Source organism: Leptospira alstonii serovar Sichuan str. 79601, assembly GCF_000347175.1.
Classification (GTDB): Bacteria; Spirochaetota; Leptospiria; order Leptospirales; family Leptospiraceae; genus Leptospira; species Leptospira alstonii.
This window is the reverse complement of record NZ_ANIK01000117.1, coordinates 1-13,067: the sequence shown is the minus strand read 5'-3', so window position 1 is coordinate 13,067 and position 13,067 is coordinate 1. Positions and strand designations below refer to the sequence as shown.

Annotated in this window: 9 protein-coding genes and 1 pseudogene; 7 read left to right on the top strand and 3 right to left on the bottom strand. The window is 42.7% G+C overall.

Annotated elements, in window-relative coordinates:
• Nucleotides 1-439 precede the first annotated feature (439 nt).
• Both LEP1GSC194_RS19505 and LEP1GSC194_RS19500 read left to right on the top strand, forming a co-directional pair.
• Nucleotides 440-2,659: a PAS domain-containing sensor histidine kinase gene (locus LEP1GSC194_RS19505; RefSeq protein ID WP_020775209.1), complete on the top strand. Its 2,220-nt coding sequence runs from the start codon at nucleotides 440-442 to the stop codon at nucleotides 2,657-2,659.
• Between the two features lie 65 nt (nucleotides 2,660-2,724).
• On the top strand, nucleotides 2,725-3,282 hold the full coding sequence (locus LEP1GSC194_RS19500; protein WP_020775210.1) for an NADPH-dependent FMN reductase: 558 nt from the start codon (nucleotides 2,725-2,727) through the stop codon (nucleotides 3,280-3,282).
• Nucleotides 3,283-3,561: 279 nt separating this feature from the next.
• Here LEP1GSC194_RS19500 and LEP1GSC194_RS19495 read toward each other — a convergent pair whose 3' ends face one another.
• Nucleotides 3,562-5,634 carry a 7TM diverse intracellular signaling domain-containing protein gene (locus LEP1GSC194_RS19495; RefSeq protein WP_020775212.1) on the bottom strand — a complete coding sequence of 691 codons (2,073 nt, stop codon included), beginning with the start codon at nucleotides 5,632-5,634 and terminating at the stop codon, nucleotides 3,562-3,564.
• A 179-nt stretch (nucleotides 5,635-5,813) separates the two neighbouring features.
• A pseudogene (locus LEP1GSC194_RS23315) lies at nucleotides 5,814-6,274 on the bottom strand (alpha/beta hydrolase); the annotation flags it as partial.
• A gap of 763 nt (nucleotides 6,275-7,037) precedes the next feature.
• On the opposite strand from LEP1GSC194_RS23315, the gene LEP1GSC194_RS19485 reads away from it, so the two are divergent.
• From LEP1GSC194_RS19485 to LEP1GSC194_RS19465, 5 genes are all read left to right on the top strand, one after another.
• A complete protein-coding gene (locus LEP1GSC194_RS19485; RefSeq protein ID WP_020775207.1) occupies nucleotides 7,038-8,516 on the top strand; it encodes an adenylate/guanylate cyclase domain-containing protein in 1,479 nt (492 codons plus the stop codon).
• Between the two features lie 68 nt (nucleotides 8,517-8,584).
• Nucleotides 8,585-9,109 (top strand): ATP-binding protein, encoded by a 525-nt coding sequence (locus LEP1GSC194_RS19480; protein WP_017808618.1) that lies wholly within the window; start codon nucleotides 8,585-8,587, stop codon nucleotides 9,107-9,109.
• 1 nt (nucleotide 9,110) lies between these two features.
• Nucleotides 9,111-9,482 carry a hypothetical protein gene (locus tag LEP1GSC194_RS19475; RefSeq protein WP_020775211.1) on the top strand — a complete coding sequence of 124 codons (372 nt, stop codon included), beginning with the start codon at nucleotides 9,111-9,113 and terminating at the stop codon, nucleotides 9,480-9,482.
• Between the two features lie 5 nt (nucleotides 9,483-9,487).
• On the top strand, nucleotides 9,488-10,882 hold the full coding sequence (locus LEP1GSC194_RS19470; protein WP_036043837.1) for a class I SAM-dependent methyltransferase: 1,395 nt from the start codon (nucleotides 9,488-9,490) through the stop codon (nucleotides 10,880-10,882).
• Between the two features lie 14 nt (nucleotides 10,883-10,896).
• The gene (locus LEP1GSC194_RS19465; RefSeq protein ID WP_020775206.1) at nucleotides 10,897-12,291 is read left to right on the top strand and encodes a PP2C family protein-serine/threonine phosphatase; all 1,395 of its coding nucleotides are present in this window, start codon (nucleotides 10,897-10,899) and stop codon (nucleotides 12,289-12,291) included.
• A gap of 148 nt (nucleotides 12,292-12,439) precedes the next feature.
• On the opposite strand, the gene LEP1GSC194_RS19460 is transcribed toward LEP1GSC194_RS19465, so the two are convergent.
• The coding region (locus LEP1GSC194_RS19460; protein ID WP_020772098.1) for an IS4 family transposase at nucleotides 12,440-13,067 on the bottom strand (628 nt) is incomplete at its 5' end.

Sequence of the window (13,067 nt, the reverse complement as noted above, 5' to 3'; positions counted from 1 at the left end):
TTTCTCGCAGATGGTTTAACTTTTGTTTTTTGTTCATTTTCCTTTTTTTCAGGCAAAAAAAAAGGTCAACGTATTTCAGGCAAAGACAGAGGTCAATCTATCCACTATTTCCTAATCACTATCCACTAAAATTGGAGTTCCCACATTTTTAGATTTTTGAATAAGCTCTAAGCACAAAACGCTTTTCTAAATAATTCTATAATATAGATTTTCAAAAAAAGCGGGTTTTTAGAGGTTCCTTTTAATCACAATTGTTTGGAAGTTATTTGAAAAACGAACGGAAGGAAATCTTCTCATTTTAAGGATTTGTCCCAAAATGTTTCGAATTTTTTCGGCATCGAATTTATTTCCGCAATTTTCGTAGGTTTTATTTAGGATTTTACAGTTCTTAATAGTCTTTCTGAAGTTTTGGGATAAGCTTTTAAAACGTAACTATACGATGATTCACATTCTTAAAACGATTCTTGAACAGGCTCACGCCGGATATTGGGAAAAAAATTTCGCGGAAAATACGAGTTATTTAAGTCCGGCTTGGAAGTCCATGTTGGGTTATCAAGACGAAGAATTGGAAGATTCCATACGAACCTGGCAATCTTATATCGTTCCGGAAGATCTGAACCCGATTCAAAATGAATTCGAAGACTATCTAAAGACGGATCTTCGCCAACCTTACGAAGCCGATGTTCGTTTTTTTCATAAAAACGGAAGTATTGTTTGGTTTAAATGCACTTGTAAGGTCGTGGAAACCGATTCGAAAGGAAAACCGGTTCTGATGATCGGCACTTACTTCGACGTCACAAAATCCAAAAAGATAGAATTCGAATTACAACACGCAGTCGATCGTCTTGCGCTCGCGACTCAAACGGCGAGAGTCGGAATTTGGGATTTGGATTTGATCACGGGGAAAGTGTCCTGGGACGATACGATGTTCGACCTCTATGGAATCAACCGAGAGAATTTTTCGGGAACTCCTGTCGATTGGGAATCGAGTTTACATCCGGACGATCTTGAACGATGTAAACTCGAACATAGGCAGGCGATTTCCGGAGAAAAGGAATTCGATACTCAGTTTAGAGTCGTTTGGCCGGACGGCTCCGTTCGTTTTATCAAGGCTATCGCGATCGTTCAAAGATTGGCTTCCGGTAAACCGTTTCGAATGTTGGGAACGAATTGGGATATCACAAAACATAAGAACGCCGAAATCGCATTAAAAGAAAGTTATGAACTGACTAAGGTTTTTATCGAAAACGCACCTTCCGCGATTGCGATGTTCGATACGAACATGAATTATATGGCTGCCTCTCAACAATGGCTTGTGGATTATTATTTGGACGGAATAGAAATCATAGGTCGTTCACACTATGAAATTTTTCCGGAAATCGGAGAGGAATGGAAGGATATTCACCAGCAGTGTTTGCGAGGAAAGGTTATAAGAAGAGAGGAGGAAGCCTTTACCCGCTTGGACGGAACGGTTCAATGGATCATCTGGGAAGTGAGGCCTTGGTATGCTTCTCCGAACGTGGTCGGCGGTATTTTGATGTATACGGCGGACATCACGATTCTTAAACGAAAGGAATTTGAAAGAAGCAAGTTGGAAGAGATTTTAACTAGAACGAACGAGGCCGCGCAGATCGGGTCTTGGGAGTTGGACTTGCAAACGAAGACTAGAATTTGGAGCAAGGTGACGAAATCGATTTTCGAATTGCCCGAGGACTACGAACCGGACGGAAATGAAATCACTCGTTTTTTTAAGAGCGAAAAGGAAAAAAAACGATTCAACGACGTTTTGGAGAAATCGATTCAAACGGCCAAACCCTTCGATTTCGAAGTGGAAATCGTTACCGCAAAAGGAAATTTGGTTTGGACTAGATCCATCGGAAAGCCGGAATATCTCAACGGAAAATGTATTCGTATTTCCGGAACGTTTCAAAACATTCAGGAACAAAAACAAAGAGAATTGGCTCTTCAACGAACCTTGGACGTGTTGAACAATCAGAACGAAAGACTCGTAAACTTCGCTCATATCGTTTCTCATAATCTTCGTTCCCACGCGGGGAACATCACGATGCTCCTTAAAATTTTGGAGGAATCGAAAAACGATTCGGAACGGGAAAAAGTAATTCAGTATATTACAAAAGCATCGGATAGTTTGATGGATACCGTTTGGAATCTGAACGAAGTCGTTTCCATACAAACCAACAAGAATCTTCAGAATACGGAAATCGGCCTTCGGGATTATATCGAAAAGGCCACGCAGGCGATCGGCGGGGAAATTCAAAAGTATCAGGTTCGGATTCGAAATTTGGTTTCGGATTCGATACACGTTCGTTGTAACGCTTCTTATATGGAAAGTATTCTACTCAACTTTCTTACAAACGCGGTAAAATACCGCCATCCCGATCGAATTCCGGAGATTACGCTCAGCGCCGAATATGAAAACAACCGATTGGTTCTCAGCATCACGGATAACGGCCTTGGAATCGATATGAATAAATACGGGGACAAACTTTTCGGAATGTATAAGACCTTTCACAACAACCGGGACGCGAAAGGAATCGGATTGTTTATCACTAAAAATCAGGTCGAAGCCATGGGAGGAAGAATCGAAGTGGAAAGCCGGTTGAATCATGGAACCACGTTTCGAATCATCCTTCTCTGAGATCGTAAAAAATCGGAAATTTTTTTCCACCGAAACGAACTCGGATTCACTCTAAGATTTACGTTATGAAAATTCTATCCATTTCGGGAAGTCTTCGTCCCCAGGCCACCAGTTCTTCCATTTTAAGAGCCATCCTGAAAACCGCCCCGCCAGAAATGGAGTTTATCACCTTTGAAGGGTTAGATGATCTTCCTCATTTTTCTCCGGACAGAGATGGGGAGAATTCTCCGGAAGCCGTCTTGCGTTATCGCGCGGCCTTGAAAGACGCCGATGGTGTCGTGATCTGTACGCCCGAATACGCGCACGGAATGCCGGGGGCCTTAAAGAATTCTTTGGATTGGGTCGTCGGTTCGGGTGAATACGTCAATAAGCCGGTGATGGCGTTAAGTTCTTCTCCTTCTTATATGGGCGGGGATAAGGCGCACGCTTCCTTGATTACAACTCTAAAAGCGATGAACGTATTGATCGTGGAAAATTCTTCTTTTCCGATTCCATTGGCGCGCAGAAAGATCAACGAAAACGACGAGTTGATCGATCCGGAAACGATAGAAAAATTTAGAAACGCGTTTCTGGAATTTGGAAACGTGATTCGGGGCTCGAAAAAAGTAGTCCAGGAAAGCTGAAATGTCATTTGTGTATATTGTTAAATTAGAATATTCTGAATGATGAAAGTGTTTGTTGCGGGGTTCGGGTTGAGGTCCTGGTGACTTCGAAAATAATTCTGATTGCAACGGTTTTTGAACGAAGTAGTTTTTGGGATTTCGGCTGCAAGGTGCATTTGCGTGCGTTAGTGTTTCGAATTTCAACTCCGAGACGTTTTTGAATGCGTTAGTTTGTCGGAACAAATAAAAGAAACCGCTTGCACAATGGAACCCGATTTCGTCGCAGATTTGAATTGATGATTATCCCTTACGAAGAGCGGACGTTTTTCGCAAGGCCTTGAGATAAGCCTCGGCGGCGATATCCGTTGGATCTACTTTTAAAACGGAAGCGAATGCGTCCTGGGCCCGATCGAATTCTTTTAAAAGAAAGTTTGTGACGCCTTTTTCAAAGTCGTACTTGGTACCGTTTCTGAGATCGATTTGAAATTGAGATAAACCTTCGTAAACGTCGAAGATCACGATTTCGTCTTCTTTTCCTTTTACCTTTGCGCGTCCTATCAAACGCATCTTATAACGAGTCGGGTCGGGAATCGTCTGCAGAGTTTTTTCACTGATGAGAATGGACGAATCGAACTTTTTAGTAAGACCTTCGATTCTTGACGCGAGATTGACCGTGTCGGAGATAACGGTTCCTTCCATACGTTCTTCCGTTCCGATCGTTCCGAGCATCAAGTGACCCGTATGAATTCCGATTCCGATTTTGATCGGTTCGTATCCGATTTTCAATCGGTGATGATTGTAGAGTCGGACCTCGGACTGCATTTCGATCGCGGCTCTGAGTGCGTCTTCTCCCGATTCGGGAAAGAGCGCCATGATCGCGTCTCCGATAAACTTGTCCACGAACCCTCCGTTTTGAATCACGAGAGGATTCATTCTTTTAAGATAAGAATTCAAAAAATTGAAATTGTCTTTCGGATCCATCTTTTCCGAAAGTTTCGTGAAATGTCTTATATCGGAAAAGAAGATAGTCATCTCTTTTCTTGCCTGATCTCCCAATCGTATATCGCTGATATCTTCCTTACCGAGATGATTTAGAAATTGTTTCGGAACGAACCGTTCGAAAGACTGAGTCATCACGGTTTGCCTTTTCAAGGCTTCCTTTTGGTTTTCGATCAGCTTCTTCTGCGCTTCTTCCTTTTCCTTTTTAAGGATGTTGATCCGATCGGCGAGCGCCAAGGATAAAAGAAGGACTTCGAAGGACGAACCGAACTGGATGGAATATTCGGTTACGAAGTTGGAAGGAAAGAGGGTGAGTGTTTTTAAGATATACGTTACGATTCCGAGAAGAAGAAAAATCCACGCGGAAAGGTAAAATCTCGCGGCGCGATAACCTTTGAAGATGGAAACGAGTCCAGCAGCGATCAAAAGCACGACCATCAAAAACACATAAGCGATTGCTAATTTGATTCCGATCGAAAAATTAAGACCGAGACTCAACACGGAGGCGATCATCCCGAGCACGAAATACGACAATAGAATTTTATCCAATAGAGGATGATAGGATTTCATTCTTAGGAATTCCCTCGAAAACTGAGCTCCCCATCCTCCGCCGAAAAACATAAAGAAAGGTAGAGAAGAATTTGCCCACCAGATTGCGTCCGGCCAGAGATACTGAAACGCGAGTCCGTTCAGACAGGCTTGAAACAAAACGTAACCGGTCAGGAATAAAACGTAAAACAAATAAGACTTATCTCTCGTTCCTATAAAAAGAAAGAAGTTATAAGCCATCATCGCAATCATAATTCCGTAATAGAGACCGAACGTTTTTTGTTCGTCCACTACGTGATTGGAGAATTCGTTCGCGGACCAGAGAGTCATCGGAAATTGTACGGAACTTTCAGTGAGGATTCTTACCATAAGCCGATATTCCGTCTGAGCCGCCAATCGGATCGGAAAAGTAAAATTCTGATGACGTATCTCCCTAGTCTTAAAGGGAAGTTTATCGCCGGACCGCAGGGTAGCGATCTCGCCGGAATCCAAATTCTTAATATACACTTCGATGGAATCGATCAAAGGATAAGCGAGTTCGTAGATAATGAGTTTTGAACTTCTATCCGGATTTTTTAAACCGAACCTGAGCCAATGCGCGGAATCGGAATAACCCAGATTGACCTTGTTTACTTTCTGAAAAGAGAATTCTTTTTTATCCAAGTCGGCGAGTTTGAGAGAGGTTTGGTTGTCCTCGTATCTTTCCACATATCCGATCAGGTTGGATTTTTTGAAATTGGAATCCACGATCAGGCTCTGCGAAAATAGGGAAGAGGATATTAGAAATATCGAGTAGACGAGTGCGGATCGGATGATGAACCCCATAATTTCGCTTCCTTCGCCTCTATTCCAAGTTCGATAGGGAATAAAAGCGTGAAGGATTATGGAATCCCTATTTTATAAAAAATCAATAATAAATTGACTAAATCCTTTTAAAATGTCCGCTTAAAAAACGGACTTCGCTTATCAAAACGAGAGTTTATACTTTTTTTGTCTTCTTCTTAGGAGCCGATTTTTGTTTTTTCCACGATCGTAAGCAAAGAAAGCGTGAGAATCGCCTTGGAAAATTTGATCGGATGTTTGAGCAATAATTCCGATGTGATCTTAAACACTCCGTGAGTAGGAACGCTCGCAAGAAGAACGGCTCCGGGTACATTCGTATTTTATAATACTTTTTGAACCACGAGTTCTTCCATGGAATGTCCGATTAGGATCGGAGGTCGGGATAACTTGGTTAAAACTTCTTGAACGTAATTTCGGATCGAATGCCACCGAAAGCTTCCGCCTTGATTCGAATTTTTTTTCGTGGCCTCTCATATCCATCATAACCCGCTTTTTGAAAGTAGGGAATAAAATTCTCCTCCCAACACCATGGCACGCGCCGTGTGCAAAGAGAATGGGAGGATTGTTTTCGGAATACGTTTTGGATTTTTTTCAATGCGGGACTATGTTCAAAATGAATCATCTTGGTTAGGAATTTCCGGTCTTAAACACCGCGTATTGGTTCGGTTTCCAAAGTTATAAACTTGGGTCCGTGCCTTTCGGAGATGGAATTGGGCTCAAAAAGAGTTCCGATTTACAATATAAGAGACAATTCTCCATTTTGAAAGAGGTCTCCTCTTTTATAGCTTACTTTGAATTTTAGAATAGAATGATTCTATTCAATTGTTTGTTTTCAGTTTTTTGAATGTCGGAAATAACTAGTTGACTAAAGTCAAAAGATCTGTTAGTCCGTACAGACGATTTACCGCAACGAACAACCGACGCCTTAAAAGGTTCCTTTGCTCCCCGGATCGAAATCCGTTGAAACGAGTTTCGATATGAGAAAATTACGGTGAAAGGAGTACTATGTTTCCTTCTCACAAGATTAGTTCGGAAGTAGACGATTTCCATAGGAAGTTCCCGGATTCGCTCGTGCGCCCCGCATCCATATATAAAATCTTTCTAAATGTAAATTTAGTCGGAGCGAATTACGATCAATTCCTATGCGAAAGAGGTCATCCGAACCTTTAGTTTTGAATTTTGCCAATACCGGGTTCCAGGCGACTGAGATGATTTTAAAAACACAAATAAACATCTTCAGTCTTAACGAACGAACACGTAGGTTTTGATTATGCGCAACAGAACAGGATCGAAAACGTTCAAGCGACAATTTCATTTTATCTATCGTCAAAGCCCGAATAAAAATCTTTCCTTTAAATCGATTCTTAATTTTTGTCGGTGTTAAGATGTTAGAATTTGCAAATAGAGCATCACAGGCTTCACGAATTCTTATCGTCGAGGACGAAAGGATCGTAGCGCGTGATATTCAAGAGATTCTACAGAAATTCGGTTACACTTCGATCGGTCTTGCGACTAACGGAGAAAAGGCGCTCCAGATGGCCCGGGAAATTCGCCCGGATCTTGTGTTGATCGATATCGTTCTCGGTACCGGATTTATAGACGGTGTTGAAACCGTGGTCAAGTTGAAAGAGATACTGGATGTTCCGGTGATCTACGTGACCGCACACAGCGACGATGCTACTTTGAAAAGGGCTCGCGTAACGGAACCGTTCGGATATATTCTCAAACCGGTGAATGTTCGCGAACTTGAGATCACGGTTGAGATGTGTCTCTATCGACATAAGATGGAGAAACGTTTTCGGGAAGATGCAAGTTGGCTGACTACCACTTTGAGTTCGATTGGAGACGGAGTGATAGCTACCGATTCGATTTCCAGAGTTAAGTTTTTAAATCCGGTTGCGGAAGCGCTTTTGGGAATGAGCGAGAAAGCGGTGCGAGGTAGGATTGTGGACGACGTAATGCATTTAAGAGACACGAAAGGTGCGATCATTCAGAATTTAGCTTCTTATGCTACGATCAATCAGTCGCCCGCCGTTTTTGAACACGTGATTCTTTCCGGCTCCAATGGACGAAGTACTCCCGTTATCTGTACGGTCGCTCAGATTCATGACACCAATGGAACTTCCCACGGTTGTGTTTTCACCTTACGGGATATAAGCGAACTACACGCTAAATCGCAAGAACTCAGCAAACGAATGGAGGACGTGGAACAGGCAAAACGTCTGTTGGAGAAATACTTTCCCGAAAACTTGGTGGACTACCTCGTCGATGAAAAACGGCAAACCGAACTCGAAGGGAAGAATGTTCAAGCTACGATGTTATTCTGCGACGTTCGAAATTCTACGGGAATTGCCGAGACGTTGAATCCGGACGAGTTTGCGGCTTTTTTGAGCGAGTTGTTTACGGGGCTTATGGACATTACTTACGCGAACGGAGGCTCGGTAAATAAATTACTCGGAGACGGACTTTTGATCACTTTTGGCTGTCCTTTCCCGGAAGAAGAGGATACGATCAACTGTGTTCGATTGGCTCTGCAAATTCGAGAGTATCTACGCGCGTTCAATGATAACCGAAATCCAAAAATTGTCAGACCCGTGGCAATGGGTATTGGGATTTCGACCGGGAACGTGTTCGCAGGAAACATAGGTTCTTCGCGACACATGGAATACACCGTGTTAGGCGATGCGGTCAATACTGCGAGTAGACTGGAAGCTCTGACGAAAACGACGGGTCATGATATACTTTTGGATTCTTTTACTTCCGATTTTATTCGTCATGAAATCAACGTCGAAGCAATCGGTACATTTTTACTTCGAGGTAAAAAAGAACCGCAAGAAATATTCTTCCCGGTTGGTATGTTATGAAAGATCACCGCGCTTCGTCCAACGCTGGTGAGAGATGTTGTTGGGCCTAACAAGGCCGGAGGGTTCGGATGCAAAATAGCAACGAAGGCAAATTGCTTGAAATGAAACTTCGTCCTATTTGGGCGGAGATAGAACGGGCAAGAGAAGAGTGTCGTAATTTTTTGGAAGAGCTGGGTTCATCGGACGAAACCAGGGACGCGCTGTGTATGATCGCATCCGAGATTCTTGAAAACGCGATTAAATACGGCCACTTCACAAGCGAAAGCCAGGAGTTTACTTTTAAATTGGAATCCGGTAAGGATGGAATGCTCGTGCAAGCCTGGAGTCCTCTTCCTTCCGCGGGAATCGTAGAAAATTTACGTCGTCTCGATTCTATCATTCAATGGATTCGAAGTTTTCAATCTCCGTTTCAAGCTTATTTAGAAAGACTGAAACTTGTAGCGGGACAACCCTTAGAAGACAATGAAAGCGGACTAGGACTCATTCGTATCGCTTATGAAGGCGAGGCAATTCTCGATTTTTATGTAAACGAAGATGATATTCTCTATGTATCGGCCCTACAACCGAAAATAGATAGGGAGCAGGTGGTTTAACATGAGCTTAAACAATCAGATTTTTTCGGAAGACCAACTTCAACTAGAAGTTGTGGACGGCGACGAGATTCTAATTCGTTGGCTCGGAAAAAGTGTACAGAGAAACCCGAGTCAGTTCATCATACCAACGTTGTCGGACGTGATGAAACGAGGTAGCGATCAACATAAAGCGGTGATTTGGGACTTTAGACAACTTGAATATATGAATTCTTCTACGATCACTCCCGTGATTAAAACTTTGGAAATGATTAAAAAAGGAAACGGCAAGGTCAAACTCATTTACAACAAGACTAAGAAATGGCAGGACTTAAGTTTTTCCGCTCTACGGATCTTCGAGACTAAAGACGGAAGAATTCAGGTCATAGGACAATAGTTTATATGATCGTTGAACATACCATCGTCGGCTTGCTCCGAACGAATGGGAGCATTACGAATGTAGAAGTGTGCGGACATTCGCGCTATTCTTTTCAAATTCGACTTCCAAAGGCGCCGCCATACATCGTTCCATTTAACGCCGACGGATTTATCATCGAGTTGGATGGAAAAAGAATCGAACTCGGTAGATGTAGGATGCTTCCCGTTAAACATGCGACCACTTCCACCGCTCTTCCTCAGTATTTGGTATTGCTTCTCGACGATACCGTAGACGTGGCCGATCTGATCGGCAAAAAGAGATTCACCGTATACGACACCGGACTTTTTAATTTACAATTGATACTCAATCAAAAAGAAAAAGTGAATCAACGTTTTAAAGAATACAGCGCCAACCTCACGTTCGAATTGAATGTTTATAAACAATTCTTCGACGACTTGGATCGGAAATTTTTAAAAGAACCGGGGCCGGTTCAAGAACATCTGCATCAGATGATTCTAGAACGGGAAGGCCAGACGTTTATGGAATTTTTCGAATCCAAAGTACAAGAACTCCAGGAACAAACAAAAAATTTCTCAAAGGACGAAAACGAAGCGCACGGATTTTTTTTCAGAAAACAAGTCTGGGATTTTATTCTTCATTCCGCTTTTATGTTGCGGACGAATTTAAAACCTCGCGGATATGCGGGAGACTATGAAATGATGAAGATGATTTATGAAAATGAAATCACGGGTAAGTCTCTTTTCGCAAGGTTATTGCACAGTTATCCTCTACAAATTCCAGCGGCAAATGCGGTACGCAATCGACGCAGGATGATCGCGGATCAAATTCGAGAGGCGGTAGAAAATCACGGCAATGCCGATTTTCGAGCTATGTCCGTCGCCTGCGGCCCTGCGGATGAAATCGGAGAGGCTTTCAGCGATATGGTCGAGTTGAAAAAAATTCACTTTACCTTACTCGATCAGGATATGGAAGCGCTTCGAGTTGCGATGAATACGGTGAATCAACTCGAACTTGAAAAAGGTCTTTCGATTCACGTTAGATACATCAACGATTCTGTACGTTCGATGCTCCGTATTCGGGATCTTCCGGGAGCTTGGGGTAGATTCGACTTTATCTATTCGATGGGGCTTTTCGATTATCTAACTCCTCCGGTTGCAAGAGCGGTACTCGCGAGACTTTTCGAGATGCTCAGACCCGGCGGTAAGTTGATCATAGGAAACTTTCACGTCAGTAATCCTGATAAGGCGTTTATGGAGTATTGGTTGGACTGGGTTCTGTATCATAGAACGGAAGAAGAAATGTTAGAATTGGCTTCCACTCTTCCGGGGCATAGTCGCGTCTTTTTCGAAAAAACCGGATGCCAGATGTTTCTGGAAATGCGGGCGCCCAACGGTTAAAACGGTTTAAAAGTATGCAGTTCACACTCAAAGAGAAAATAGCTATCAATTCGAAGGTAAATGATGATTTTGAAATATACCTTCAGGGAATCGTCCGCGAATGGATGCAGGTACTCACGATGCTCTGTATCATCCTCATTCCATTCTTTCTACTTTTGGATTATTATACACAACCACCCCATTTGCATCTTCGATTCGCAATTTACAGAGGAGCAACGACGGTCCTCGTCATCATCGAATACCTTTTGATTCGTTTTACACATCCCAATCGTTCCTATCCTTTGCATGGATATATTATTTCCTCCATGATCAGTCTGATGATCGTTTTAATGACCGTGGATTTGGGAGGATTCAATTCGAGTTACTACGCAGGTTTGATGCTCGTGCTTATGGCAGTGAACATTCTTCTTTCCTGGCGTCCGATCCATTCCGTGGTCAATGGATTTCTTGTGTTGTTCATTTATCTCGGATTTAATATAGTAGAGGATCAACCCTTCGATCCAAGAATCATCGTAAACAATCTTTTCTTTCTTGGATCTACGATCATCATCACCGCGGCGATCTCTTGGGTGAGGTTCAAACTCGTTCGATCCGAATATCTCTTGAGAGCGGAACTCGTGGGGGCCAATCAAAATCTGGACAACTCTCGCGCGGAAGTGCTTCGAGCCAGAGACGCTCTCTGGGGCGAGATGCAGTTAGCCAAAATGATACAAACGGCTCTTCTTCCACGTAAGACGAACATAGGACATTACGAGGTGGCGGCTCTTATGGTTCCCACGGATTCGGTGGGAGGAGATTATTACGACATTATCGATGCGCCTAACGGAGAAAAGTGGGTAGGAATCGGAGACGTTTCCGGTCACGGAGTAGAATCCGGATTGATCATGATGATGGCTCAAACCGCGATCCAAGCAATCGTTCAACAAAAGGCAATGCTCAATCCTTCCGAAGTATTGAACGAGGCCAATCGAGTCATTAAAGAGAATATCGCACGTTTGGGAACGGATCGTTATATGACGATGATGCTCTTTCGACTGGAAGACAATTATTTAGTCGTGTCCGGAAAACACATGGATCTGATGATCTATCGCGCTCAAGAAAAGAAAGTGGAAGTGATTCCTACGACCGGTTCTTGGCTTGGAATCGTCGACGACTTAGGAGACGTTTTAGAAAACCATAAAGTTCCTATGTCCGTTGGAGATATTGTACTTTTATACACGGATGGAATCACGGAAGCACGCAACCAATCCGATGAACTATTCGGGGAGGAAAGGCTGATCAAATTACTCGAGTCCTACGCGAAACTCCCGCTTAGACAACTCGGAACGGAAATTTTTTCAAAGGTAACCGAATTTGAAAAGGTTCAGAGCGACGATATGACTATTTTGTTGCTTAAAAACAAAGGGTAAAACCGGATTTGAATTTTGTTTGATATTTGGGTTTTTTAATATTTAGAAATTAATTACTTGACTATAACATAAAAATCTGTTAGTCCGTACAGACAAGCTACCGCGACAATCAACTGCGACCCCACAAGTCCATAACCTTACCCACAAGTTAGGTTTTCGTGAGTAATTTAAACATAAACCCGATTTCCATAGCTCTCATGAGGCCTTTAAAAATGGTAAGGGGGCCCGGAGGAGCATCGGAATTGCGAGCCAAGTGCCCGCCTAATTTAGCAATCCACAGTAAGACGGTTCCTAACTCGGGTTCTTCCTTAGGAGGTTTCGGAGTTTCAAAAAGTCGACAATAAATGCCTTTCCATTCAAAAGACTCGAATAGGATGGATGCTTTTAAACCTGGAATATTTCTACCTAAGAATGTTAACATCATAACTCTCCAAGCAACAATAGCGCAGACAGCAATACAAGCTTTGAATCGATTCCCAAATTTAAATTGAGTAGATTCAATATTACATCCAGACTTTAAAACCTTGAAGAAAACTTCAATACCCCAGCGGCTTTTGTAATAGGCGATCATACTTTTTGCATCGTCCGAATTGTGAATAGGAATTGTGGTTAGAAATTTCCAATCGATAGATTCTTCCGGAGGTCCGCCTACCTCGGTTGCGGTTAACGCATACATATCAATATTTTCTAATTTCTTGTATTGAGGAGGTTTTATCGTTAGCTTTTCAAATCGAAGTTCGATTGTTGCTTCCCTCGCCTCCTTTCCTTTTTTCCTA

What these genes read in the sequence shown, in the direction of transcription:
- LEP1GSC194_RS19505 (WP_020775209.1), top strand. Translation starts at nt 440, where the DNA reads ATGATTCACATTCTTAAAACGATTCTTGAACAGGCTCACGCCGGATAT.
- LEP1GSC194_RS19475 (WP_020775211.1), top strand. Translation starts at nt 9,111, where the DNA reads ATGAGCTTAAACAATCAGATTTTTTCGGAAGACCAACTTCAACTAGAA.
- LEP1GSC194_RS19485 (WP_020775207.1), top strand. Translation starts at nt 7,038, where the DNA reads ATGTTAGAATTTGCAAATAGAGCATCACAGGCTTCACGAATTCTTATC.
- LEP1GSC194_RS19470 (WP_036043837.1), top strand. Translation starts at nt 9,488, where the DNA reads ATGATCGTTGAACATACCATCGTCGGCTTGCTCCGAACGAATGGGAGC.
- LEP1GSC194_RS19465 (WP_020775206.1), top strand. Translation starts at nt 10,897, where the DNA reads ATGCAGTTCACACTCAAAGAGAAAATAGCTATCAATTCGAAGGTAAAT.
- LEP1GSC194_RS19500 (WP_020775210.1), top strand. Translation starts at nt 2,725, where the DNA reads ATGAAAATTCTATCCATTTCGGGAAGTCTTCGTCCCCAGGCCACCAGT.
- LEP1GSC194_RS19495 (WP_020775212.1), bottom strand. Translation starts at nt 5,634, where the DNA reads ATGGGGTTCATCATCCGATCCGCACTCGTCTACTCGATATTTCTAATA.
- LEP1GSC194_RS19480 (WP_017808618.1), top strand. Translation starts at nt 8,585, where the DNA reads ATGCAAAATAGCAACGAAGGCAAATTGCTTGAAATGAAACTTCGTCCT.